This is a genomic window from Streptomyces gilvus, assembly GCF_022513565.1.
GTDB lineage: Bacteria > Actinomycetota > Actinomycetes > Streptomycetales > Streptomycetaceae > Streptomyces > Streptomyces gilvus.
In genome coordinates this window covers 411,508-435,975 of record NZ_JAKWBE010000002.1, presented here as the reverse complement: position 1 = coordinate 435,975, position 24,468 = coordinate 411,508, and the positions used below count along the sequence as shown (strand labels likewise).

The following is a 24,468-nucleotide window of genomic DNA, read 5'->3' as shown; positions in this document are numbered from 1 at the left end:
CGGGGCCGCTCACCGCGCGGTCCAGCCGCCGTCGACGTAGAGTTCGGACCCGGTCATGAAGCTCGACTCGTCCGAGGCGAGGAAGGCCACGGCGGCCGCCACCTCCTCGGGCGTGCCGAGCCGGCCGAGCGGCGTCCCCTCGAGCATCGCGGCCAACCGGGGCGTGCCGCGCCACAGTTCGCGCGAGCGCGGTGTCTCGATGAATCCGGGATGCAGGGAGTTCACCCGGACACCGCGCTTGGCCCAGTACAGCGCGGCGTTCTTCGTCATCAGACGTACGGCGCCCTTGGCCGCGTGGTACGAGAACTGGGCGCCGAACCCGCCGACCGTGCCGAAGATCGACGCGACGTTGACGATGGAGCCGCCGCCGGCCCGCTCGATGGACGGCCCGGCGTGTTTCATGCCGAGCCACACACCGGTCTGGGTCACCCCGAGGACCTGCTCCCAGGACTCCATGGTCTCGGTCACGACGGTGTTCATGCCGGCGATGCCGGCGTTGTTCACCAGCACGGACAACTCGCCCCGCCGGGCGGTCACCTCGGCGACGACCTGCTGCCAGGCCGCCTCGTCCGAGACGTCCAGGGCCAGCCCCAGGGCGCCGCCCCCGACCTCCTGGGCGAGCTGCTCGCAGCGGCCGGCGTCGAGGTCGGTCACCACGACCGCCGCGCCCTCGCCCGCGAGCCGGCGCACGACGGCGTCGCCGATGCCTCCCGTGGCACCGGTCACCAGCACGGTCCTTCCCGCCATCCTGGAGCGCATCGGATCCCCTCGCCTCGCGGTCGTGTCGGTGGTGGTCAGTCCCGTACGCCGAGCCAGGCGAGGGCCCCGCCGTCGATGACGTACGACGACCCCGTGATGAACGCGGCGTCGTCGGAGGCGAGGAAGCACGCCAGCGCGGCGACCTCCTCCGGGCGTCCGAGCCGCTGAACCAACTGGGGCGCGGTCAGCTCGCGTTCGGCCGCCTCGGGGTCCGCGGCGGCGGCGAGGAAGTTCCGGGTGAGCCGCGTTTCGATGACACCGGGGCAGAAGCAGTTGCAGCGCACCGGGGCCAGGTCGACGGCGGTGACCTTGGTCAGATGGATGACGCCGGCCTTGGTGACGCCGTAGGCGGGCGCGTTGGCGAAGCCGGTGAGGCCGGAGACGGAGGCGGTGTTGACGATGGCGGGCCCGCGCGTGGAACGGCGCAGATACGGTGCGGCGAACTTCGTCGTCAGCCACACGGCCTTGAGGTTGACCTCGTAGACCGCGTCCCAGACCTCCTCCGGAAGGGAGTCGACCCCGCGGTCCGGTTCGGCCGTGAACGCGGTCTCGATCACCCCGGCGTTGTTGACCAGGACGTCGAGTCCGTCGAAGCGCCCCGCGGCTCGCGTGACCATGCCGGCGATGTCGTCGCGGACGCGCAGATCGCAGACGATCGGCTCCGCGCGGGCCCCGGCGGCACGCACCAGGGCCGCGGTCTCGGCGGCGGTCTCCGCGTCGCGGTCGGCGACGGCCACGGCGGACGCGCCCCGACGGGCCAGCTCCACGGCGATCGCCCGCCCGATGCCCTGCCCCGCGCCGGTGACCAGCGCGGTCTTGCCATCCAGGGAACCCACTGCTGCGCCCTCCCGAGTCACGACTCCTACATGAACTGAACTAGCTTCAGTTTGTCGGAGTCTACGGTCGGCTGAGCGGGGGCGACAAGCCCCGGGCGGACTGAACCCGATTCCGGCCCTTGCGGCCGGCTCAGAGCCGCAGGACGACCAGGGCGGTGTCGTCGGTGCTGCCGGTCGCGGGGAGGAGATCGGCCAGCAGGGCGTCGGCCAGGGGCTCCGGGTCGGCCTGGCGGTGGCGGGCGAGGGAGTCGGCCAGACGGGCCAGACCGACGTCGATGTCCTCGTCCCGCCGTTCGATCAGCCCGTCCGTGTAGAGGACCAGGGTGGCGCCCTCGGTGAAGGACACGGTGGCCTGGGGGCGGGGGAGGTGCTCCGGGCGGGCGCCGAGCGGCGGGTCGGTGGCCTGGTCCAGGAAGGTGACGGCGCCTTCGGGGTCCACCAGGGCGGGCGGTGGATGACCGGCGCTGCTGTAGGTGATGGTGTGGCCGTCCCAGTCGACGAAGGCGTTCACCGCCGTCGTCGACTCGGCGCCCTCGACGTAGCGGGCGTACAGCCCCAGCGCGTCCAGCGCCTGCGCCGGGCCCTCCACGACCCGGGACGCCGAGCTCAGCGCGCTGCGCAGCTGCCCCATGACGCACGCGGCCGCGAGACCGTGGCCGACGACGTCACCGACCGCCACCGCGATCCGGTCGCCCGGCGTGGGCAGGTCGACCAGGTCGTACCAGTCGCCGCACACGTTGAGCGCCCCGATGGCGGGCCGGTAGCGCACGGCCGTCCGGTGCTGCTCGATCGGCCGCGGGGCGGGCAGCAGCGCCGCCTGCAGCGCGAGTGCCACCTCACGCTCCCGGGCATGCGCCTGGCGCAGACGTTCGTTGACCTCCTGCAGCTCACGCGCGCGCGTGTAGAGCTCCGCCTCCAGCACACGGGCCTGCCGGTCGCTGCTGCCGGTGCCCCCGCGGGCCCGGATGAGCTCCGTGACCTCCTCCACCCGGTGCGCGATGAGGGCCACCTTCCCGTCCGGGCCGAGGATGGGCGCGTTGACCGGGCTCCAGTAGTGCTCCTGCCAGTGCCCCGGCCGCTCCGGGTCCTCGATGTCGTAACGCTGCAGGGCCATCGTGTCGCGCTCGCCGGTGGCGACCGCGCGCAGCATCGAGGCCTTCACGTCGCGCATGCCGGCGGCCGCCGGGTCGTTCGGGTTCTCCGGGAAGACGTCGAAGATGTAGCGGCCCACCAACTGCTCGCGGGTGCGTCCGGACAGGCGCTGGAAGTCCTCGTTGGCGTCCGCGTACACCAGGTCGGGGGTCAGCAGGGCCACCATGCCCGGGAGACCTCGGAAGACCGCCGCGTAGTCGATCTGCGGTTCCGTCATGCACTGCCTGCCTCGCCCCGAGCCGTTATATGAATGATTTTCCACGATAGAGGGGAAAACGCCGCAGGGGTGCGGGAGTGCTCCGTCCGGGTCCGCCGGGTGACGCGGCCACGGCGGAACCCGGCCGCCGTACTCACCTGGCCGTCGGCCCTCCTGGGATCGGCCCCGCTCGGCTACCCTGACCCAGGAGGTGGCCAAGTGGCTGAAAATGAGGGGGAGTTGGCGGAGTCGACCACTGTGGTGGTGATCGGTGCGGGACCCGCCGGCCTGACCGTCGCCAACCTGTTGCGGCGCAGCGGCGTCGACTGCGTGGTGCTGGAACGACGCAGCCGTGAGCACGTCGCGCAGCGGCAGCGGGCCGGCATCGTGGAGACCCGAGCCGTGCGGATGTTCGACTCCTGGGGGCTGGCCGACCGGGTCCTGGGCGGAGTCCCGCACGACGGCATCCTCGAGTTCCGGGTGGACGGCGAGAGCCATTTCGTGTTCGACGGCGACGGCTCCGACGGCCCGGCCGCCCAGCTCTGCCCCCAGCAGGTCCTCGTCCAGAAGCTCACCGTCCACTACCTCGCCGACGGCGGCGACCTGCGCTTCGAGGCGGCCGACGTCTCCCTGCACGATCTGAGCCGCGAGCGCCCCACCGTCCGCTACCGCGCCCCCGACGGCACGCTCCACGCCCTGACCTGCGCGTTCGTCGCCGGCTGCGACGGCGAGCACGGCATCAGCCGCGCCTCGGTCCCCGCCGGCGCCCTCACCGCCCACACCTTCGACCAGGGCATCGGCTGGCTCACCGTCCTCGCCGACGCACCGCCCCCGGCCCACCCGCTCCTGGCCGTCAGCCCCCAGGGCTTCGCCGCGCACTTCCCGCGCGGGCCGCGCAGCAGCCGCTACTACCTCCAGTGCCCGCCCGACGACCACCCCGACGCCTGGCCCGACACCCGCGTCTGGGACGCCCTGCGCACGCGCCTCGGCGACCCGGCGCTGGCCTCCGGCCCGATCACCGACCGGGAGATCTTCCGGCTGCGCAGTCTCGTCCACGACCCGATGCAGTACGGCCGCCTCTTCCTGGTCGGCGACGCCGCGCACATCGTCTCCCCGATGGGCGGCAAGGGCATGAACCTCGCCCTCTACGACGCCGACGTCCTCGCCCGCGCCGTACGCGACTTCGTGCACGACCACGACGACACCGGTCTGCGCGCCTACTCGCGCCGCTGTCTGCGCCGCGTCTGGAACGACCAGGAGTTCTCCCACTGGCTGACGCGCACGGTGCACGACGCCGGTGACGACACCGACGCCGGGCCGTTCCTCGGCCACCTCGCGCGCGCCCGCCTCGACCGGCTCTTCAGCTCCCAGGCCGCGGCGGGCGCTTTCGCGGAACTCATGACGGGCCTCGATCCGGAGACCAATTCCGTCGGTTCCCGAAAACCCTGACGCTCTTTCCGGGCCTCCGTGATCTTTCCGGGAGCTCATTGTCAGTGGCACGTCCTACTCTCGCCATATGACCTACAGCGTCTGGCACAGGGGCCTCGGTATCACGCTCGATCTGACCGAGGCCGATCTCGGGCACCCCGAATACCCCCGGCTGCTCGACGAGATCTACGGCAATTACCAACCGGATCTTCTCTACTGCCTGGAAGCCCATGAGGACGAGGGGTTCGTCTGCCCGGGCTTCATGACCATCCGCAAGGTCAACGGCCGTCCGCACGCGATGCATGTGGCAAAAGGGGAACGCCCCGAGACGAAGGCGGAAAGCGATCTCCACAAGGCGCTGGGGGAATACACCGCCGAGGTCGCGTCGGGCGAGGGATTCCGTGTGACGCGACCGGCTGCGGGCGAGCGGGGAAAGGGCCGCGTGGACGTCACGGTGGAGGGCGCCGACAGCCGCCGGCTCGCCTACGAAATCCAGCTCGCCGCGATAGCGGGCGGTTCCGTCGACGACCGCACCCGGATGGCCCGCCGGGCGGGACTGACCCCGCTGTGGCTGGTGAACAACGAGAACGCGATACCGATCGACCGCGCACCCTGGGCCCGGCTGAACGTGCAGAGCTGGCGCGACGTCACCGACCGCGCCGCCCTCCCGGTGCGTGGCGGGATCAAGCAGCTGAACATGTCCCGCTGCGACTGGAGCAATCCGGTGCCCTGCCCCCAGCAGGGAGCGGGCCGCTGCGGCGGTCGGCACGCGCTGTGGGAACCGGTCCGGGGTCTCTATTACGAGGACGTCATCCGGCGCACCGCCACCGGCGAGCTCGTCTCCCTGTACCTGCCCCGCCCCGAGGGCCGGCGCGGCTGGCACATGTGGGTCACCCCGGCCGACAAGGAGGAGTTCCTGGAGGGCCGGCCCGAACCGGTCCCGGGCACGGTCGTGCCTGCGGCGCGGCCCGCGACCGGCGCGGAGCGGCGCGGGGAGGGGCCTGCCGGAGGGGTGCGGGCCGAGCTCGACCGGGCGCTGGACGACGAGCGGCCCATCGACGCCTCGCCGTGGCACACCGAGCCGGGACCGTCCGAATTCTCCCGCCCGTTCGTCGTGGGGGAGTTCGTGATACCGGGTGATCTGGTCGCCGCCCGGCGCACGTTCACCCGGGCCCTGGAACACGCCGCCGACATCGCCGCGCATCTGCCGAGCGGCGCGGACATCGCGGCGGGCCGCGCCGAGATCACCGGCGAGCAGCGGGAGCGTCTCGCGGACGCGCGGGAGCGGTGCCGGCGTCTCGCCGAGGAGATGCACACGCACCCGTGGTGGGAGACGGTCGGCGACCGACAGGCCGCCCGGGACGCGCTGACGTACGCCGCGACCCATGACAGCGCCTCGTCCTGGACTGTTCGTCCAGGAGCTGGACCTGTAGTCTACGGTTCGTGACGGATGACGCGGAGGACATGGAGGGCACGGAGGACCGGGCCCTCGACGCCGAGCGGGACGCGATCCTCGCGGCGCTGCGTCCGGTCGTCGAGGGGATCGCGGCGACCTTCGGACCGGTGTCCGAGGCGGTCCTGCACGACTACCGCCACCCGGAGAACTCGGTCGTGGCCGTCGCCGGTTCGGTGACCGGGCGGGCCGTGGGCGGCGCGATGAGCGAGATCGGCCTGCGCGTCCTGGCCCGCGGCGACCAGGCCGAGGACGAGCTGAACTACGTCACCCGCACCCGCTCCGGCACGCTGGTCAAGGCGTCCACGATGGTGCTGCGCGACTCCACCGGAGCGGTCTTCGGCGCCCTGTGCGTCAACGTCGACATCACCGCCGTACAGCAGGCCCACGCCCTGCTCGGCGCCCTGTCCGGAGTCGCCGCCGGCGCGGCCGACGCTCCGGTCACCACCTTCGGCAACGACATCGACTCCGTCGTCGACGCCCTCCTCGACGCCCACCGGATCGGGCGCAACCGCCCCTGGGCCGCCCTCGACCGCGCCGAACGCCTGGAGCTGTTCAGCGCCCTCGACGACCACGGCGTCTTCCAGGTGCGCCGCGCCGTCGAACAGGTCGCCGGACGCCTCAACATCTCCCGAGCCTCCGCCTACAACTACCTCTCCCAGACCCGCGCCGCTGCTGCACCGGCCCCCGCGAGCGGGCGCGCGGCTCGCGCCGCTGCCGCCCTGCCCCCGGCTGAAGGATCCGTGGCCGGTGCCGCTACGGCTCCGCCCGGGGCTGGCGGATCTGCGGCTCGCGCCACCACCGCTCCGGCCCCCGCGAGCGGGCGCGCGGCTCGCGCCGCTGCTGCTCCGACCACTGCTGGAGGATCCGTGGCCGGTGCCGCTACGGCTCCAACCGGGGCTGGAGGATCCGCGGCCGGCGCCGCCACCGCCCCGCCCCCGGCAGGGGGATCCGCGGCCGGCGCCGCCACTGCTCCGACCCCCGCTGGAGGATGTGCCGCCCGCGCCGCCACCACCCCGCCGCCGCCGGCTGGAGGATCCGCCGCCCGCGCCGCCACCGCTCCGACCCCCGTTGAACGACCCGCAGCCCCCACCACCGCCCCGACCCCCGCTGGAGGACCCGCGTGACGATCAGTACCCCGCCCGTCACCCTCGACGCCGTTCGTGACGCGGCGGCGCGGCTTCGGGGCGTTGTCCATCGCACGCCCGTGCTGCGTTCACGCACCCTCGACGCCCTGGTCGGGGCCGAGGTTCATCTCAAGTGCGAGAACTTCCAGCGTGTGGGCGCCTTCAAGTTCCGCGGTGCCTACAACGCCGCCTCCCGGCTCACCCCCGAGCAGTTGGCCCGGGGCATCGCCGCCTACTCCTCCGGCAACCACGCCCAGGCCGTCGCCCTGGCCGCCCGGGAACTGGGCACCTCGGCCGTCATCGTCATGCCCGAGGACGCCCCCGCCTCCAAACGGGCCGCCACCGAGGGCTACGGCGCCGAGATCGTCACCTACGACCGCTACACCGAGGACCGCACGGCCGTCGCCGAAGCCCTCGCCGACGAACGCGGCCTCGCGCTCATCCCGCCCTACGAGCACCCCGACGTCATGGCGGGACAGGGCACCGCAGCCCTCGAACTCCTGGAGGAAACAGGGGAGTTGGACGCACTGATCGTGCCCGTCGGCGGCGGCGGGCTGATCGCCGGGAGCGCCACGGCGGCCAAGGGCGTCAGCCCCGGCCTCCGCGTGATCGGCGTCGAGCCCGAGGCCGGGGACGACACCAAACGGTCCCTGGAGGCGGGCCGGCGCGTCACCATCCCGGTGCCGCGCACCATCGCCGACGGGCAGGCACTGGAGACGCCCGGCGAGCTGGCCTTCTCCGTCAACCAACGGCTCGTCGACGGGATCGCACTCGTGTCCGACGACGAGATCAGCGCGGCGATGCGGTTCGCGTTCGAGCGGCTGAAGATCGTCGTCGAGCCGAGCGGCGCCACCGGGCTGGCCGCGCTGCTCGCCGGGCGGGTGGACGCGCTGCCCCGCCGGGTCGGTGTCATCGTCTCCGGCGGCAATGTGGACGCCGACCGGTTCGCCCGGCTGTGCGGCCGGGCGACGGCGTCATGACCAGAACTCGTCGGTCCGGTCGAGGTCCTCGACACACTCGTCGAGATCGGTGATCTTGTCACCGACGATCCGGAAGACGATGCCTCCGTCCTCGTCGATCCGCTTGTCACCGCGCTGGGCGGTGGCATGGTGCATGGAGACGACATGGCCGCGGCCGTCCACCAGGACGTTGCGCAGTTCGACCTTGAAGGTGCCGCCCGTCTCCTCGTAGAGCCGGCGGTAGTACTCGAGGACCGCGTCGATCCCCTTGCAGTCGCCCGACAGCTGGTGACTGCCGGGCACATGGTGCGTGGCGTCGTTCGTCATCATCGAGCGGAGGGTGTCCATGTCGCCACGCGAGAAGGCTTCGTAGCCCGTGCGGACCAGACGTGCGTGAGGGTGTTCGGCCACGGTGATCGCCACCTTTCTGGTGCTTCGGCGATTGCGGCTTCCAGCCGTCATTCTGCGCTCACCCGAATGGCGGTGTCGACCGCAGGGGCGGACGATGGTGGCGTGGGCAGGGCTCGCAATGGAGGGAGCCGACATGATTGAGATCAAGGCCATCGAGAAGCCCGACGAGCGGCGCGACTTCCCGCGCGGACACCTCGAAGCGGTCCATATGAGCGGACTCGACTTCGCCGTGGGGACCTTCGAACCGGGCTGGCGCTGGTCGGAGTCCGTCGCGCCCATCGCCGGGACGGAAAGCTGCCAGGTCCACCACAACGGCTACTGCGTATCGGGCCGCATGCGGCTGCGCATGGACGACGGCGCCGAGCAGGAAGTCGGACCGGGCGACGTGTTCGTGGTGACTCCGGGCCATGACGCCTGGGTCGTCAGCGACGAGCCGTGCGTGGTGTACGACTTCGCCGGCCAGATGGCCACGGAGTACGCGAAGTCCAAGGGCTAGCAGGGATCACACCGGAAGAAGGTGGGCGATCAACTCGCCGAGCTGGCGGGCGTTGCGGCACTCGTGCATCTCCACCAGCTCGGCGTACTCCGGTGCCGCGGAGTCCCCCGTGCCCCACTGGGCGCGCGGCTCGGGGTTCAACCAGTAGACGCGGCGGGCCCGTTCCCCGATGTGGCGTACGGCCGCCAGGTTCGGGTCGCTCATGTTCGTCCGGGCGTCACCCAGCACGAACACCGTCGTGCGGGGGCCGACCGCGTCGCCGTAGCGCTCCGCGAACTCGCCCAGCGCGACGCCGTAGTCGCTGCTGCCGTGCCAGCCCGTGAGCGTGGCCTCGGCCCGGATCCGGGCGCTCAGGCCCTCCGCGTCCGCGGCGCCGTGCTCCAGCAGTCCCGTCACCTCGTCGATCCGGTTGACGAAGGCGAACACCCGCACCTTGCTGAACTGGTCGTGCAGCGCCTGCACCAGCAGCATCGTGAAGTCCGAGAACCCGGACACCGAGCCCGACACATCGCACAGCAGCACCAGTTCGGGCCGGACGGGACGGCGTCTGCGCAGCACCGGCTTCATCGGCACCCCGCCCGTCGACAGGGACCCGCGCAGCGTGCGCCGCAGATCGATGCTGCCCCGCGCCGCCCGGCGCCGGCGCGCAGCGAGCCGGGTGGCGAGCTTGCGGGCGAGCGGCCGCACCGTCCGGCGCAGTTCGGCGAGCCGGTCCTGGCCGGCGTAGAGGAAGTCGAGCCGGTCGGGGGTGGTGGCCACCGCGCGCCGGGCGAGCTGGTCCCGGTCGCGCCGCTCGGCCACCCGCCGACGCGCCTCCGCCGCCACCAGCCGCCGGAAGGCCTCGATGCGCCGCCGGATCTCGTCGTCGAGCAGCCGGTCGGTGAACCCCGAACCGCCGCTCGTGGCACGGACGTCGTCCCGGACCCGGGCGAACAGCGTCTGCGGGCGCAGCCGTTCCAGCGTCTGGTACGACGACCAGCCGTCCGACCCGGGTGCGGAGCCGTACCCGCCGAAGCCGTCGACCGCCTCCGCCGCCAACCGCCCCAGCAGGGCGGCGTCGTCGTCGGCGAGGGCGGCAGCGAGACGGTCGCGCAGGTCGTCCCGGTCCGCCGGCCCGGTCCCGGGCGCGCCGATGCCGCGCGGGAAGTACAGGTCGAAGACCGGGTCGAACACCTGGCGTTGCGCCGGGCCGTGCAGCAGCGTCGCCGCCAGCCCCTCCCGCAGCAACTCCCGGTCGCCCAGCCCCAGTTCCGCTACGGCCCGCGCCGCGTCCACGGTCTCGCCGGTGCCGATCCGCATACCGTGCGCGCGCAGCGCCCCGACCAGCGAGGTCAGCCGCTCCGCGACGCCCGGCGCCGTCACACCGCGTCCAGGTCGAGCTTGGCGGCGGCCTTGAGGACGTCGTCCTGATGCTTGAGCAGCACGCCCAGCGTCTCGCGTACGACGGTCTCCTCCAGGGTGTCGGCGCCGAGCGCGAGCAGAGTACGGGCCCAGTCGATGGTCTCGGCCACCGAGGGGACCTTGCGCAGGTCCATGGCGCGCAGCGCGCCCACCACCCGGACCACGGAGGTGGCCAGCGCCTCGTCCAGGCCGGGCACCTTGAGCCGTACGATCCGGCGCTCCAACTCCTCGTCCGGGAAGCCGATGTGCAGGAACAGACAGCGGCGGCGCAGCGCCTCGGACAGCTCACGGCTCGCGTTGGAGGTCAGGACGACGAAGGGACGCCGGGTCGCGGTGATCGTGCCCAGCTCGGGGACCGTCACCTGGAAGTCGCTGAGCACCTCCAGGAGCAGACCCTCCACCTCGACGTCCGCCTTGTCGGTCTCGTCGATCAGCAGCACCTTGGGCTCGTCGCCGCGGATCGCCGTCAGCAGCGGGCGCGTGAGCAGGAACTCCTCGCTGAAGATGTCGGTGCGCGTCTCGTCCCAGGTCTCGTCGCGGCCCGCGCTGATGCGCAGCAGCTGCTTGGCGTGGTTCCACTCGTACAGCGCACGGGACTCGTCGACGCCCTCGTAACACTGCAGCCGGACCAGCCGTGCGCCCGCCACCTCGGCCACCGCCTTGGCGAGCTCCGTCTTTCCCACCCCGGCCGGGCCCTCGACCAGCAGCGGCTTGCCGAGCCGGTCGGCGAGGAAGACGGTCGTGGTCACCGCCGGCGAGGCGAGATAACCGGTGGCGGCGAGACGCGCGGAGACGTCGTCGACGGACGTGAACAACGGGGCCTCCAGGTGGGCGGCGGTACCGGGTCTACTATCTAAGCGCTTGTTCACCGCTTGTGTCACCCCGGAATCCGCAGCCCGCGCGAGTCCGCCGGCGGAAGGACCGGCCGCTGATTGTCAGTGGCGGGCGCTACCTTCCGGGCATGGGTATCTATCTGGTCAGTGTGGGCGCGCGGGAATGGGCCGACGAGGACGAGGACGAGGGCGGTCGTGGAGCCGTCGCCTCGGGGCTCAACGAGGAGTTGGAGCGGCGCGGGCTGCCGCGGTACGAGCCGGTCGCGGAAGAGGAACCGAACGCCTGGTTCGAGGAGAAGATCAGCCCTCCCATGGACGGGTTCGCCGCGCTGTGCCGCGCCCACCTGACGCCCCGGGAGCAGGACACCCTCGGCGAGTGGACGGTGCTGGTGCCGGTGTCCCTGGACGAGGAGATAGAACTGCCCGTCGGATCCGCCTACACCGACACGACCGTGATCGCGGGAGCGCCGCAGGTGCTCGCCCTGGCCCGGCGGTTGGCGGAGGTCATCGGGCTGCCGCCGGAGGTGCCGCAGGAGCCCGGGAACCTCGGCCTGACGTTCTGGTTCCTCGAGGGCGAGGCGAAGGAACTGGCCGCCGTCCGCCCGGGCCCCTGGAGCGAGGACCTGGACACCGCCTTCTACGTCGCCCTGTACCTGCGTGCCGCCGAGCACTCACTGCGCCGCGGCTGCCCGATGACGTACTGCTGACGCTAGGCCTCCGCCTCCCCGCTCACGAGCACGACCTCCAGGACGCGCGGCCCGTGCACCCCCTCGACCCGGTCCAGCTCGATGTCACTGGTGGCGGACGGGCCGGAGATCCAGGTCAACGGGCGGGTCGGGTCGAGGCGTTCGAGGGCCTGGGGCACGGAGGAGACCACCTGGTCGGGGACCCGGACGACGCAGATGTGATGGTCGGGGACCAGGGTGATACGGCGCCGGCCCTGATCGGGGGAGCCGTCGAGCACGATGGTGCCGGTCTCGGCGACGGCGAGGGCGCATGCCGTGACCACACTGGCTACCCGGTCGAGCTCGTGCGGGGTGCTTTCGGCGAGATCCGCGATGTGTTCGACCTCGGCGCCCGAAAGCCACCCTCTCTCCAGCCCCGCAGGCACCATCACCGTCTTCGAACCCCGCTCGGCGAGCAACCGGCCGATCAGGGCCGCCAGTTCACCCGTCGCGCACCGGTGCACGATCGCCCGGTAGTCCGCCAGATTCTCCGCCAGCAGATCCACCGTCTCCTCGACGCTCCGCTCACCGTGCTCACGCAGATACTCCCGCGGAACCGCCTGCTCGTACGGCCGCTCGTCCGGTGTCACATCGGCCAGCGCGCGCCGCACCCGGCCCAGGATCCTGTCCCTGCTGCTCACTTGGCACCGCCCTTTCCACCGTTCGTGCGCTGCCACCAGTCCCGGAACGGCTCCGCCGGGAGGGTCGGCAGATCCCGGCTGCCGCTCCACGCCCGCCCCGGCCCGGGCAGGGTCCGCGGATGCAGCCGACGGGTGCGGGAGGCGAGTCGCTGGCCGCCGCGCAGGGCGCCGGGGTGGGTGAACGCCCAGCGGGCGGCGCGCATCGCGGCCCGTTCGGCGGCATGTCCCTTCGCGGGCTTGAGTACCACCTTGTTGCCCTGCCGTACCGCCGGACCGCCCTCCACGACCCGCTCCCGCAGGTGCACCAGCACCTCCGGGATGTCGATCGCGACGGGGCACACCTCGTAGCAGGCGCCGCACAGCGACGACGCGTACGGCAGCGAGGCGTCGATCTCGCTCGCCGTGCCCCGGAGTTGGGGGCTGAGGATGGCGCCGATGGGGCCAGGGTAGACCGAGCCGTAGGCATGCCCGCCGGCCCGTTCGTACACCGGGCAGACGTTGAGGCAGGCCGAGCAGCGGATGCAGCGCAGCGCCTGGCGGCCGACCTCGTCGGCGAGGGTGTCGGTGCGACCGTTGTCGAGCAGCACCAGATGGAAGACCCGCGGCCCGTCAGCCGCCTCGGAGTCCGTCGTACCGGTCCACATCGAGGTGTACGGGTTCATGCGCTCGGCCGTCGAGGAGCGGGGCAGCGTCTGCAGGAACACCTCCAGGTCCCGCCAGGTCGGCACGATCTTCTCGATGCCGACGACCGAGATCAGCGTCTCCGGCAGGGTCAGGCACATGCGCCCGTTGCCCTCCGACTCCACGACCACCAGCGTGCCGGTCTCCGCGACCATGAAGTTGGCGCCGGAGATGCCGACCTTGGCCCGCAGGAACTTCTCGCGCAGATGGAGCCGTGCGGCCTCGGCGAGTTCGGCGGGCGTGTCGCTCAGGCCCTCGGGGGCCGGGCGGCCCCACTCGCCCATCTCCTTACGGAAGATGTCCCGGATCTCCCCCCGGTTGCGGTGGATGGCCGGGACCAGGATGTGCGAGGGCCGGTCCTTGCCCAACTGCACGATCAGCTCGGCCAGATCGGTCTCGTAGGCCCGGATGCCCTCGGCCTCCAGGGCCTCGTTGAGCCCGATCTCCTGCGTGGCCATCGACTTGACCTTGACGACCTCCGACTCGCCGGTCTCCTTCACGAGCCGGGCGACGATCCGGTTGGCCTCGTCGGCGTCGGCGGCCCAGTGGACCGTGCCGCCCGCGGCCGTGACCGACTCCTCCAGCTGCACCAGGTAGCGGTCGAGATGCCGCAGCGTATGGTCCTTGATCCGCTTGCCGGCCTCCCGCAGGAGTGCCCAGTCGGACACCTCCGCGACCGCCTTGGCCCGCTTGGCGCGGATGGTGTGCGTGGCGTGGCGCAGATTCCCGCGCAGGGTCTGGTTGCCCACCGCTTCGTGCGCGGCCTCGGGAAAGGCCGGCATTCCCAGATACGTCCCGCTCATACGGCCGGCTCCTCCTCCGTGCTCGCCAGGATCTCCGCGATGTGCACCGGTTTCATCCCCACCTCGAGCCGGGTCATGGTGCCGCCGATGTGCATCAGACAGGAGTTGTCGGCCGCGCACAGCACCTCGGCGCCGGTCGACTCGGCGTTGCGCACCTTGTCGACGCCCATCGCGGCCGAGACGTCGGAGTTCTTCAGCGCGAAGGTGCCGCCGAAGCCGCAGCACTCCTCGGCGCCGGGCAGTTCGACCAGCTCCAGCCCCTTGACGGCCTGGAGGAGCCGCCGGGGCCGGTCGCCGAGGCCCAGTCCGCGCAGCCCGTGGCAGGTGGGGTGGTAGGTCACCTGGTGCGGGTAGTACGCCCCGACGTCCGTCACCCCCAGCACGTCCACCAGGAACTCCGTCAGCTCGTACGTCTTCGGCACCACCGGCGCCAGCGTCGCGGCGAGGGTGTCCCCGCGCCCCTCGGCCCGGGCCCGCTCACCCATCCGCGGATACAGCTCCCGCACCATCGCCCCGCACGACCCGGACGGCGTCACGATCGCCTCGTACTCGCCGAAGACATCGGAGAAATGCCGGGCGAGCGGCTCGGCCTCATGCCGGTAACCGGTGTTGTAGTGCGCCTGCCCGCAGCAGGTCTGGGCCATCGGGAAGTCGACCTCGACGCCCAGCCTGGTCAGCAGTTTCACCACAGCACGCCCGGTGTCCGGATACAGCGTGTCGTTGACGCAGGTCAGGAACAGAGCGACACGCATCGCGGCTCCTCGTGAATAGATCATCGGATGAGTGCAGAGTAGTCGGCCCGGCGGGCGCGGGGGAGCCCCCCCTCACCGGTCGGCGAGCCGGGCCTGCGCCTCCCGCCACGGCGCCGTGTCGCCCCGCGGCTCGTACCGGGTGAGCGGCTGGGTACGGGTGAGCAGCCGCCGTCCGCTCGCGAGATCGCCGACGAGCCCGTGTGCCCGGGCCTGGACCAGCACGTTTCCCAGGGCGGCCGCCTCCGTCGGGCCCGCCACCACGGGCAGCCCGCACGCGTCGGCGGTCAGCTGGCACAGCAGCGCGTTGCGGGTGCCGCCCCCGACGACGTGCACGACGTCGACCGGGTGACCCGCCAGCCGCTGCGCGTCCTCGACAGCCCTGCGGTGCGCGAGGGCCAGCGAGTCGAGGATGCACCGGGTGATCTCGGCGGGCGTCCCCGGCACCGGCTGCCCCGAGGCGCGGCACGCCTCGGCGATCCGCTCCGGCATCCGGCCCGGCGCCAGGAACGCCGCGTCCCCCGCGTCCACCACCGACCGCAGCGCGGGCACCTCGGCCGCCTCCAGCAGCAGTCCGCCCAACTCCGGCTCGCCCCAGGCCCGTACGCACTCCTGCAGCAGCCACAGCCCCATGATGTTGCGCAGATACCGGACCGTGCCGTCCAGGCCCAGTTCATTGGTGAAGTTGGCCGCCCGGCTCTCCTCGCTCAGCACGGGCGCGTCCAGTTCGAGCCCGGCCAGCGACCAGGTGCCGGTGCAGATGTACGCGAACCGCTCGCCGTCCGCCGGCACGGCGGCCACCGCGGACGCCGTGTCGTGCGAGCCGACCGTCGTCACCGGCACCGGACCCGCGAGCCCGGTCTCCTCCAGCACCTCCGCCCGCAGCACCCCGGCCGGATCGCCGGGCCGGCGCAGCGGAGCGAACAGGCCGAGGTCGACGCCCAGCCGGGAGGCGAGGTCGTACGACCAGGCGCGCGTGCGGGGATCGATCAGCTGGGTCGTCGAGGCGTTGGTCAGCTCGGTGCCCTGCTCGCCGGTCAGCCAGTACGACAGCAGATCGGGAATGAGCAACAGGCGCCGGGCGGCGGCGAGCTGAGCGGAATCCCGGGCCGCGACCAGCTGGTACAGCGTGTTGAAGGGCGCGTACTGCAACCCGGTCGCCGCGTACAGCTGCTCGGCCGGCACGCTCGCCCACACCTTCTCCGCAACGCCCTCGGTGCGGGAGTCCCGGTAGTGCACCGGGTTGCCGAGCAGCGCCCCGTCGGCGTCCAGCAGACCGTAGTCCACGGCCCAGCTGTCGATGCCGACCGAGTCGACCTGCCCGGCCGCCCTGAGGCCGTCCAGCACACCCCCGTACAGCGCGAGGACGTCCCAGCGCAGCCCCTCCGGAACGCGCACCGGCCGGTTCACGAACCGGTGCGCCTCGGACAGCTCCAGGCTGTCGGGGCCCACGCGGCCGACCATGACCCGCCCGCTGGACGCGCCGAGATCGACCGCGGCGTACGACTTCACGGCGCCGCTCATCGCAGGAACGCGGCCGCGACACCGGCGTCGACCGGGACATGCAGGCCGGTGGTGTGGGTCAGCTCACCGCCGGTCAACGCGAACACCGCGTTCGCGACATGCTCCGGCAGCACCTCGCGCTTGAGGATGGTCCGCTGCGCATAGAACTCGCCCAGCTTCTCCTCCGGCACCCCGTACACGGCCGCGCGCTGCGCGCCCCAGCCGCCGGCGAAGATCCCGGACCCGCGCACCACGCCGTCCGGGTTCACCCCGTTCACGCGGATGCCGTGCTCACCCAGCTCGGCGGCCAGCAGCCGCACCTGATGGGCCTGGTCGGCCTTGGTGGCGGAGTAGGCGATGTTGTTGGGACCGGCGAAGACCGCGTTCTTCGAGGCGATGTAGACGATGTCGCCGCCCAGCTCCTGCGCGATCATCACCCGGGCCGCCTCCCGCGAGACGAGGAAGGAACCGCGGGCCATGATGTCGTGCTGCAGGTCCCAGTCCTTCGCCGAGGTCTCCAGCAGCGGCTTGGAGATCGAGATACCGGCGTTGTTGACCACCAGGTCGACCCCGCCGAACGTGAGCACGGCCGCCTTGAACGCCTCCGCGATCTGCTCCTCCGACGTCACGTCGACGGTCACCGCGACTGCCTTGTCCGACCCGCCCAGCTCCTCGGCCACGGCGGCCGCGTTCTCGGCGTTCAGATCGGCGATGACGACACACGCGCCCTCACCGACCAGCCGCTCGGCGATCGCCTTCCCGATCCCGCTGCCGGCCCCCGTCACCAGCGCCACCCGGGTCGCCAGCGGCTTGGGCTTCGGCATCCGCTGGAGCTTGGCCTCCTCCAGCGCCCAGTACTCGATGCGGAACTTCTCCGACTCCTCGATCGGCGCGTACGTCGACACCGCCTCGGCGCCCCGCATCACGTTGATGGCGTTGACGTAGAACTCACCGGCCACCCGCGCGGTCTGCTTGTCCTTGCCGAACGAGAACATGCCCACCCCCGGCACCAGCACGATCGCCGGGTCCGCGCCCCGCATCGCGGGGGAGTCGGGCAGCGCGTGCCGCTGGTAGTAGGCGGCGTACTCCTCGCGGTACTCGGCGTGCAGCTCCTTCAGTCGGGTCACCGCCTCCTGGAGCGGAGCGGTCGGCGGAAGGTCGAGGACGAGCGGCCGTACCTTCGTCCGGAGGAAGTGGTCCGGGCACGAGGTGCCCAGCGCGGCCAGCCGCGGATGCTCGGCCCGCGCCACGAATTCGAGCACGACCTCCATGTCGGTGAAGTGCCCGACCTGCGGCTTGTCCTGGGAAGCGAGGGCCCGGACGTACGGCGCCAGCGCGGCGGCCCGCTCCCGGCGCTCCTCGTCGGGCAGCGCCTCGTAGCCCTCGATCACCGGTCCGAACGGCTCAGGCTTCCCGCGCTCCGCCAGGAACGCCTCCGCGGTCCGGATGATGTGCAGCGAGTTGCGCTCGCACGCCTCGGACGTCTCTCCCCACGCCGTGATCCCGTGACCGCCGAGCACGCAGCCGATGGCCTGCGGGTTGGCCTCCTTCACGGCCGCGATGTCCAGGCCCAGCTGGAACCCGGGCCGCCGCCACGGCACCCACACCACGCTGTCCCCGAAACACTCGGCGGTCAGCTTCTCCCCGTCGGCGGCGCAGGCCAGCGCGATCCCCGAGTCGGGGTGCAGATGGTCGACGTGCGCGGCCTCGACGAGCCCGTGCATCGCCGTGTCGATGGACGGAGCCGCACCACCCTTGCCGTGCAGGCAGTAGTCGAAGGCGGCGACCATCTCGTCCTCACGCTCGACCCCCGGATACACCCCCTTGAGCGCCCGCAGCCGGTCGAGCCGCAGGACGGCCAGTCCGGCCTCGGTGAGCGTCCCGAGGTCACCTCCGGACCCCTTGACCCACATCAACTCGACGTCACCACCGGTCACGGGATCGGTCTCGGTGCCCTTCGCCGAGGCGTTGCCGCCGGCGTAGTTGGTGTTACGTGGATCGGAGCCGAGCCGGTGCGAACGGGCCAGCAGAGCGGCGGCTTCGGGGTGGGGTGCCATGAGCGGGTCTCTTCCTTGCTTCGTCGGAACGGTGGGAAAGCGGGAGGCGGGGGAGTCAGGCGCCCCAGCCGGCCTGGGTTCCGCCGACCCGCTCCTCGACGATCTTCTCGGCCCATCCGGAGCGGCGGTAGGCGGCCATCGGGTCGGGGTCGAGGCCCATTTCTTCGCGGACCTCGGCGAGCAGTGGGCGTACATCCGTGTTGTAGGCGTCCATGAGGGCGGCGTTGGCGGCGAGGACGTCGCCGTCGCGCTGGGCGGCTGCCAGGGCGTCGCGGTCGACCAGCAGGGCCTTTGCCGTCGCCTCCTGGACGTTCATCACGGAGCGGATGATGGCGGGGATCTTGGCTTCGATGTTGTGGCACTGGTCGAGCATGAAGGCGACGTCGGAGGTGTAGCCGCCGCCGCGGATGACCTCGTACATGATGCGGAAGAGCTGGAAGGGGTCGGCGGCGCCGACCATGAGGTCGTCGTCGGCGTAGAAGCGGGAGTTGAAGTCGAAGCCGCCGAGTTTGTTCTCGCGCAGGAGGGTGGCGACGATGAACTCGATGTTGGTGCCGGGTGCGTGATGCCCGGTGTCCACCACGACCTGCGCCTTCTCGCCGAGCTTCAAACAGTGCACGTAGGCGGTGCCCCAGTCGGGGACGTCGGTGGAGTAGAAGGCGGGCTCGAAGAACTTGTACTCCAGCAGCATCCGCTGGTCGTCGCCGAGTCGCTGGTAGACCTCGGCCAGGCCTTCGGCGAGGCGGTCCTGGCGGGCGCGGAGGTCGTCCTGGCCGGGGTAGTTGGTGCCGTCGGCGAACCAGAGTTTCAGGTCGCGGGAGCCGGTGGCGTCCATGATGTCGACGCATTCCAGCAGGTGGTCGAGTGCCTTGCGGCGTACGGCCGCGTCGGGGTGGCAGATGCTGCCGAGCTTGTAGTCGTCGTCCTGGAAGGTGTTGGAGTTGATCGCCCCCAGCTTCAGGCCGTGGTCCTCGGCGTACTTCGCCAGCGCGCCGTAGTCGTCGACCTTGTCCCACGGAATGTGCAGGGCGACCGTCGGCGCGACACCCGTGTGCGCGTGCACCTGCGCGGCGTCGGCCAGCTTCTCCTGCGGTGTGCGGGGAACCCCTTGCTGGGCGAACACCTTGAACCGGGTCCCCGAGTTCCCGTACGCCCACGACGGTGTCTCGACTGCCTGGGTCTTGAGCGCGGACTTCACCGCGGCGAGCTCGGTCACTTCAGGGCTCCTGTGACGTCGGGTCGGAAGGCTTCAACATGAATCGATTCAGGAGGGGAAGCTTAGGCCGGTTGCCCAGGGTGTCAAGCGTTCGCGCACACCCTGTTGCCCGTAGCCTGACCGTGACCTTTGGCTCTCGAAGGACTCTCGAAATTTTTTCGGGGCCCACCCATTGACGTGACAAGCTCGCCGCGCCTAACGTCCCGGCAACCAAGTTGAAACCTTTCACGACGCCGTGAGGACCTCCCGAGGGTCACCTGGGGCGTCGTCGAGGAGCCCCTCATGACCCACCCGTCCGACCCGGGTCCGGCCCCGGTGCTGGCGCTCGAGGACATCTCGAAGTCCTTCGGCGCCGTGCGTGCCCTGCGGGACGTGTCCCTGGAACTGTTCCCCGGCGAGGTGCACGCCCTCGCCGGTGAGAACGGTGCGGGCAAGTCCACTCTGATCAAGACCCTCGCCGGGGTGCACCGGCCGGACGCCGGCCGGGTGCTGCTCGACGGTGAGCCCGTCGTCTTCCACGGCCCCGGTGACGCCCGCGACGCCGGAATCGCCGTGATCTACCAGGAGCCCACGCTCTTTCCCGACCTTTCGATCGCCGAGAACATCTTCATGGGCCGCCAGCCCCGGCGTGCCCTCGGCCGGATCGACCACAGGGCCACGCACGCCGCGACCCTGGCGCTGATGCAGCGCCTCGGGGTCGAGCTCGACCCCGACCGCCCGGCGCGCGGCCTGTCCATCGCCGACCAGCAGATCGTCGAGATCGCCAAGGCCCTCTCCTTCGAGGCCCGTGTCCTGATCATGGACGAGCCGACGGCCGCCCTCACCGGAAGCGAGGTCGCCCGGCTCTTCGGTGTCGTGCGCACCCTGCGCGAACAGGGCGCCGCGGTGCTGTTCATCTCGCACCGCCTGGAGGAGATCTTCGAGATCTGCCAGCGGGTCACCACCCTGCGCGACGGCGCCTGGATCTCCAGCGAGCCGATCGAGGGCATGACCGAGGACGACCTGGTGCGCCGCATGGTCGGCCGCGACCTCGACGAGCTCTACCCCAAGCAGGACGTCAAGCCGGGCCAAGTCGCCCTGAGCGTGCGGCGGTTGACCCGGGAGGGCGTCTTCACCGACATCTCCTTCGAGGTGCGCCACGGAGAGATCGTCGGTCTCGCCGGACTCGTCGGCGCCGGTCGCACCGAGGTGGCGCGCGCCGTCTTCGGCATCGACCGCTGGGACGCCGGCGAGGTCGAGGTCGAGGGGCGCAGGCTCACCAACGGCGCCCCCTCCACCGCGATGGCCGCGGGCCTCGCCCTCGTCCCCGAGGACCGGCGGGCCCAGGGCCTGGTGATGGACATGTCCATCGAACGCAACATCGGCCTCACCGGCCTGCGTACGACCGTCCGGGCCGGTCTGATGGACCGGGGCGCCGAGCGCAGCCGCTCCCTCGACTGGGCGGTCAAGCTCCAGGTGAAGTACGCCCGGATCGCCGACACGGTCAACACCCTGTCCGGCGGCAACCAGCAGAAGGTCGTCCTCGCCAAGTGGCTCGCCACCGGGCCGAAGGTGCTGATCGTCGACGAGCCCACCCGGGGCATCGACGTCGGCACCAAGGCCGAGGTGCACCGGCTGCTCAGCGAGCTGGCCGCCGACGGCGTGGCCGTCCTGATGATCTCCTCCGACCTGCCCGAGATCCTCGGCATGGCCGACCGCGTGCTCGTGATGCACGAGGGCCGCCTCGCCGCCGAGATCCCACGCGCCGAAGCCACCGAGGAAACCGTGATGGCCGCAGCCACCGGGAGGGCCGCCGCATGACGGTGACCACTCCCAACGAAGCCCCCGTCGCCGAGGTGCCGAGGTCCAGCGGCACCCGGCTCGTCGACCGCGTCTTCAAGATGCGCGAACTCGCCATCCTGGTCGTCTTCCTGGTGATGATCGTCGTCACCCAGATCGGCAACAGCGACTTCCTGTCCGAACAGGGCATCAAGGACCTGCTGCTGAACGCGACCATCCTGGTCCTGGTCGCCACCGGCCAGTCCCTGGTGGTGATCACGAGGAACGTCGACCTGTCCGTCGGCTCCACCCTCGGCATCGCCGCCTTCGCCGCCGGCGACTACCTGCACGGCGGCGGGAACGCGGTCGTCGCCGTCGTACTCGCGGTGCTCCTGGGCGTCGGCTTCGGCCTGCTCAACGGTCTGCTCGTCAGCCTCGGCCAGGTCCCGGCCCTCGTCGTCACCCTGGGCACGCTCTACATCATCCGCGGCATCGACTCCATCTGGGTCGGCTCCCGCCAGATCACGGCGGCCGACCTGCCGGGCGGCTTCGTGGACTTCGGCTCCGGCGGCATCTCCGCGGTGCCGTGGCTGGCGCTGATCGCGCTGGCGGTGCTGGTCGCCACGGCGTACTACCTCAAGCACTTCGGCAGCGGACGGGAGCTGTACGCGCTCGGCTCCAACCCGGAGGCCGCGCGGCTGGCCGGCATCCCGGTCCGCAAGCGGATCCTCGCCGCTTACACCTTCTGCGGCGCTCTCGCCGGGCTCGCGGGCGCCATGTACCTGGCCCGCTTCGGCAACGTCGACTCCGGGACCGGAACCGGTTACGAACTCACCGTCGTCAGCGCGGTCGTGGTCGGCGGTGTCGTCTTCACCGGCGGCTCCGGCAGCGTGTACGGCGCCGCGCTCGGTGCCCTGCTGCTGACCTCCGTCAACAGCGTGCTGCCCGCCCTCGGCGTCAGCTCCGTGTGGGTGCTCGCCATCAACGGCATCCTGCTCATCCTCGCCATCTCGGTCGACCGGATCGTCGCGCTGCGCGTGGCCTCCGCGCTGAAGAAGTCGGCCGCGAAGAAGACGGCCCTGCAGAAGGGGAACGCCCGCCATGCCTGACTCCCTGACCCGCGCGATCCGCTGGGACACGGTCGTCGGCGCCCTCCTGGTCGTGCTGTTGCTGCTGTCGTTCGGCACGGTCGACGGATTCGGGAACGCCCTGAACCTGTCCTTCCTGATCGGCAACACCCTGCCGATCGCGCTGATCGCCCTGCCCATGACGCTGCTGGTCGTCTCCGGTGAGATCGACCTGTCCGTGGCCTCCACGGCCGGCCTGTCCGGCGCGGTGATGGGCAAGCTGTGGAACGAGGGCATGGCGATCGAGACGATCATCCCGCTCTGCCTGCTCCTGGGCGTGGTCTGCGGGCTGGTCAACGGCCTGCTGGTGACCCGGCTCGGGCTGCCCTCCCTCGCCGTCACCATCGGCACCCTCGCCGCCTACCGGGGCATCGCACAGATCGTGCTCGGCTCCGACGCGGTGACCGACTTCCCCTCCCAGTACCTGAACTTCGCGGCCGGCCGGCTCGGGAACACGTTCCTGCCGCAGGCCTTCCTGCCCTTCCTCGTGCTGCTCGTGATCGCCGTGGTCGTCCTGCACGCCACGCCGTTCGGGCGGTCGCTGTTCGCCATCGGGGCGAGCGAGGAGGCGGCCCGGTTCGCCGGGATCCGGGTCAAGCGCCACAAGCTGATCCTGTTCACGGTGACGGGGCTGATGGCGTCCCTCACCGGGATCTTCTGGGCGCTGCACTACGCCAGTGCGCGGTACGACAACGCGACCGGGCTCGAACTGTCGGTGGTCGCCGCGGTGTTGCTCGGCGGCATCGACTTCGACGGGGGCAAGGGGACGCTGGGCGGTGCCATCGCCGGTGTCTTCCTGCTCGGGGCGTTGCAGAACGTGATGAGCCTGCTGAATGTCTCCGCGCAGTCGCAGATCGTCGTCACCGGTGTGTTGCTGGTCATCTCCGTGCTCGGCCCGCGGGTCGCACGGCAGATCGCGGTCGCTCGGGCGGCGGCGCGTTCCGCTGGTTAGGCCGGTTGTCAGCTGCGGGCCTGGTGTGGCTGGTCGCGCCCGCGCGGCGGAGGCGCCTATCGACTCCGCCCGCGCCCCTTTCGGGGCGCGTTGTAACTCACCTCTCATCAAAGGACTCCATGCCATGCGTAAGTCATCCCTCCGTCGTGCCTGTGCGGCGCTCGCCGCCGGAACCTCCCTCGCTCTCGCCCTGACCGCTTGCGGCGGGACCACCAAGAACAACTCCAAGAGTGACGACTCGGCGGCCACCTCCACCGCCAAGGCCGACCCGAACGCCGCGCTGAAGAAGGGGCTGACCGTCGGGTTCCTGCCCAAGCAGGTCAACAACCCGTACTTCACCTCCGCCGACAAGGGCGGCGAGAAGGCGCTGACCGAACTCGGCAGCAAGTACAAGGAGGTCGGCCCCTCCAGCGCCACCGACACCTCCGGCCAGGTCTCCTACGTCAACACGCTCACGCAGCAGCAGGTGAACGCGATGGCCGTGTCCGCGCAGGACCCGGGCGCCCTGTGCACCGCGCTGAAGCAGGCCATGAGCAACGGCATCAAGGTCGTCACCTACGACTCCGACACCAAGCCGGACTGCCGCAACGCCTTCGTCTCGCAGGCCTCCGCCGAGGACCTCGGCCGTACCGAGGTGCAGCTGCTGGCCCAGCAGATCGGCTACAAGGGCGAGATCGCGATCCTGTCCGCCGCGCAGACGGCCACGAACCAGAACACCTGGATCGGGTTCATGAAGGAGGAGCTGAAGGACCCGAAGTACAAGAACATCAAGCTGGTCAAGATCGCCTACGGCAACGACGACGCCCAGCAGTCCTTCCAGCAGACCCAGGGCCTGCTGCAGCAGTACCCGAACCTGAAGGGGATCATCTCCCCGACCACCGTCGGCATCAAGGCCGCCGCCCAGTACCTGTCCGGCTCCAAGTACAAGGGCAAGGTCAAGCTCACCGGCCTCGGCACCCCCAACGACATGCGCAACTACGTCAAGAACGGCACCGTCGAGGGCTTCGAGCTGTGGGACCCGGCGAAGCTCGGCGACCTCGCCGCCCGCACCGCCGTGGCGCTGGCCTCCGGTCAGATCACGGGCAAGGAGGGCGAGACGTTCAAGGCCGGCTCGACCACGTACACCATCGGCAAGGACGGTGTGATCACGCTCGGCAAGCCGACCGTGTTCAACGCCAAGAACATCGACCAGTTCAACTTCTAGG

General features: G+C 71.3%; 21 protein-coding genes and 1 pseudogene. 10 read left to right on the top strand and 12 right to left on the bottom strand.

Going from position 1 to position 24,468, the window contains the following annotated elements:
- Positions 1 to 9 precede the first annotated feature (9 nt).
- The 3 genes from MKW14_RS06195 to MKW14_RS06185 all read right to left on the bottom strand — a co-directional run bounded on the left by MKW14_RS06195 (position 10) and on the right by MKW14_RS06185 (position 2,964).
- A complete protein-coding gene (locus tag MKW14_RS06195) occupies positions 10 to 759 on the bottom strand; it encodes an SDR family NAD(P)-dependent oxidoreductase (protein ID WP_240859533.1) in 750 nt (249 codons plus the stop codon).
- Positions 760 to 794: 35 nt separating this feature from the next.
- The gene (locus MKW14_RS06190; RefSeq protein WP_240859531.1) at positions 795 to 1,595 is read right to left on the bottom strand and encodes an SDR family NAD(P)-dependent oxidoreductase; all 801 of its coding nucleotides are present in this window, start codon (positions 1,593 to 1,595) and stop codon (positions 795 to 797) included.
- A 130-nt stretch (positions 1,596 to 1,725) separates the two neighbouring features.
- Positions 1,726 to 2,964 carry a PP2C family protein-serine/threonine phosphatase gene (locus MKW14_RS06185; protein ID WP_240859529.1) on the bottom strand — a complete coding sequence of 413 codons (1,239 nt, stop codon included), beginning with the start codon at positions 2,962 to 2,964 and terminating at the stop codon, positions 1,726 to 1,728.
- Between the two features lie 198 nt (positions 2,965 to 3,162).
- On the opposite strand from MKW14_RS06185, the gene MKW14_RS06180 reads away from it, so the two are divergent.
- The 4 genes and pseudogenes from MKW14_RS06180 (at position 3,163) to MKW14_RS06165 (ending at position 7,931) form a co-directional block, all read left to right on the top strand.
- Positions 3,163 to 4,392 carry a 4-hydroxybenzoate 3-monooxygenase gene (locus MKW14_RS06180; protein WP_240859528.1) on the top strand — a complete coding sequence of 410 codons (1,230 nt, stop codon included), beginning with the start codon at positions 3,163 to 3,165 and terminating at the stop codon, positions 4,390 to 4,392.
- Positions 4,393 to 4,459: 67 nt separating this feature from the next.
- Positions 4,460 to 5,818 carry a DUF8825 domain-containing protein gene (locus tag MKW14_RS06175; RefSeq protein WP_240859526.1) on the top strand — a complete coding sequence of 453 codons (1,359 nt, stop codon included), beginning with the start codon at positions 4,460 to 4,462 and terminating at the stop codon, positions 5,816 to 5,818.
- Positions 5,819 to 5,835: 17 nt separating this feature from the next.
- Positions 5,836 to 6,510 (top strand): annotated as a pseudogene (locus MKW14_RS06170) (helix-turn-helix transcriptional regulator); the annotation flags it as partial.
- Between the two features lie 437 nt (positions 6,511 to 6,947).
- Positions 6,948 to 7,931 (top strand): threo-3-hydroxy-L-aspartate ammonia-lyase, encoded by a 984-nt coding sequence (locus tag MKW14_RS06165; protein ID WP_240859525.1) that lies wholly within the window; start codon positions 6,948 to 6,950, stop codon positions 7,929 to 7,931.
- Here the strand turns inward: MKW14_RS06165 and MKW14_RS06160 are convergent.
- Positions 7,926 to 8,321 carry a nuclear transport factor 2 family protein gene (locus MKW14_RS06160; RefSeq protein WP_240859524.1) on the bottom strand — a complete coding sequence of 132 codons (396 nt, stop codon included), beginning with the start codon at positions 8,319 to 8,321 and terminating at the stop codon, positions 7,926 to 7,928. The genes MKW14_RS06165 and MKW14_RS06160 overlap by 6 nt on opposite strands.
- Before the next feature lie 133 nt (positions 8,322 to 8,454).
- Between MKW14_RS06160 and MKW14_RS06155 the strand changes: the two genes are divergently transcribed.
- On the top strand, positions 8,455 to 8,817 hold the full coding sequence (locus tag MKW14_RS06155; protein ID WP_240859523.1) for a cupin domain-containing protein: 363 nt from the start codon (positions 8,455 to 8,457) through the stop codon (positions 8,815 to 8,817).
- A gap of 6 nt (positions 8,818 to 8,823) precedes the next feature.
- Here the strand turns inward: MKW14_RS06155 and MKW14_RS06150 are convergent, their stop codons facing one another.
- Positions 8,824 to 10,179 carry a vWA domain-containing protein gene (locus tag MKW14_RS06150; RefSeq protein ID WP_240859522.1) on the bottom strand — a complete coding sequence of 452 codons (1,356 nt, stop codon included), beginning with the start codon at positions 10,177 to 10,179 and terminating at the stop codon, positions 8,824 to 8,826.
- Positions 10,176 to 11,033, bottom strand: a complete 858-nt coding sequence (locus MKW14_RS06145; protein ID WP_240859667.1) for an AAA family ATPase — start codon at positions 11,031 to 11,033, stop codon at positions 10,176 to 10,178. Before MKW14_RS06145 ends, MKW14_RS06150 begins: the two co-directional genes overlap by 4 nt.
- 146 nt (positions 11,034 to 11,179) lie before the next feature.
- On the opposite strand from MKW14_RS06145, the gene MKW14_RS06140 reads away from it, so the two are divergent.
- A complete protein-coding gene (locus MKW14_RS06140; protein WP_240859520.1) occupies positions 11,180 to 11,758 on the top strand; it encodes a hypothetical protein in 579 nt (192 codons plus the stop codon).
- Between the two features lie 2 nt (positions 11,759 to 11,760).
- Here the strand turns inward: MKW14_RS06140 and MKW14_RS06135 are convergent, their stop codons facing one another.
- The 6 genes from MKW14_RS06135 to rhaI all read right to left on the bottom strand — a co-directional run bounded on the left by MKW14_RS06135 (position 11,761) and on the right by rhaI (position 19,426).
- Positions 11,761 to 12,417, bottom strand: coding sequence for a LutC/YkgG family protein (locus MKW14_RS06135; RefSeq protein ID WP_240859518.1), 657 nt, complete (start codon positions 12,415 to 12,417; stop codon positions 11,761 to 11,763).
- Positions 12,414 to 13,901, bottom strand: coding sequence for a LutB/LldF family L-lactate oxidation iron-sulfur protein (locus MKW14_RS06130; RefSeq protein ID WP_240859509.1), 1,488 nt, complete (start codon positions 13,899 to 13,901; stop codon positions 12,414 to 12,416). The genes MKW14_RS06135 and MKW14_RS06130 overlap by 4 nt, the downstream gene beginning before the upstream one ends.
- Entirely contained in the window at positions 13,898 to 14,653 is a 756-nt protein-coding gene (locus MKW14_RS06125) for a (Fe-S)-binding protein (RefSeq protein WP_240859507.1), read from the bottom strand. The genes MKW14_RS06130 and MKW14_RS06125 overlap by 4 nt, the downstream gene beginning before the upstream one ends.
- A 72-nt stretch (positions 14,654 to 14,725) precedes the next feature.
- Positions 14,726 to 16,174: a rhamnulokinase gene (locus tag MKW14_RS06120; protein ID WP_240859505.1), complete on the bottom strand. Its 1,449-nt coding sequence runs from the start codon at positions 16,172 to 16,174 to the stop codon at positions 14,726 to 14,728.
- A complete protein-coding gene (locus MKW14_RS06115) occupies positions 16,171 to 18,210 on the bottom strand; it encodes a bifunctional aldolase/short-chain dehydrogenase (RefSeq protein WP_240859503.1) in 2,040 nt (679 codons plus the stop codon). The genes MKW14_RS06120 and MKW14_RS06115 overlap by 4 nt, the downstream gene beginning before the upstream one ends.
- A 55-nt stretch (positions 18,211 to 18,265) precedes the next feature.
- The gene (rhaI, locus tag MKW14_RS06110) at positions 18,266 to 19,426 is read right to left on the bottom strand and encodes an L-rhamnose isomerase (protein ID WP_240859500.1); all 1,161 of its coding nucleotides are present in this window, start codon (positions 19,424 to 19,426) and stop codon (positions 18,266 to 18,268) included.
- A gap of 282 nt (positions 19,427 to 19,708) precedes the next feature.
- Here rhaI and MKW14_RS06105 point away from each other — a divergent pair, with 282 nt between their 5' ends.
- From MKW14_RS06105 to rhaS, 4 genes are all read left to right on the top strand, one after another.
- A complete protein-coding gene (locus MKW14_RS06105; RefSeq protein WP_240859498.1) occupies positions 19,709 to 21,226 on the top strand; it encodes a sugar ABC transporter ATP-binding protein in 1,518 nt (505 codons plus the stop codon).
- A complete protein-coding gene (locus MKW14_RS06100; protein ID WP_240859496.1) occupies positions 21,223 to 22,293 on the top strand; it encodes an ABC transporter permease in 1,071 nt (356 codons plus the stop codon). The genes MKW14_RS06105 and MKW14_RS06100 overlap by 4 nt, the downstream gene beginning before the upstream one ends.
- Complete coding sequence (locus MKW14_RS06095) at positions 22,286 to 23,263, top strand: ABC transporter permease (RefSeq protein ID WP_240859494.1); 978 nt, start codon at positions 22,286 to 22,288, stop codon at positions 23,261 to 23,263. The genes MKW14_RS06100 and MKW14_RS06095 overlap by 8 nt, the downstream gene beginning before the upstream one ends.
- Before the next feature lie 124 nt (positions 23,264 to 23,387).
- Positions 23,388 to 24,467 carry a rhamnose ABC transporter substrate-binding protein gene (gene rhaS, locus MKW14_RS06090; RefSeq protein ID WP_240859493.1) on the top strand — a complete coding sequence of 360 codons (1,080 nt, stop codon included), beginning with the start codon at positions 23,388 to 23,390 and terminating at the stop codon, positions 24,465 to 24,467.
- Position 24,468: the final 1 nt, after the last annotated feature.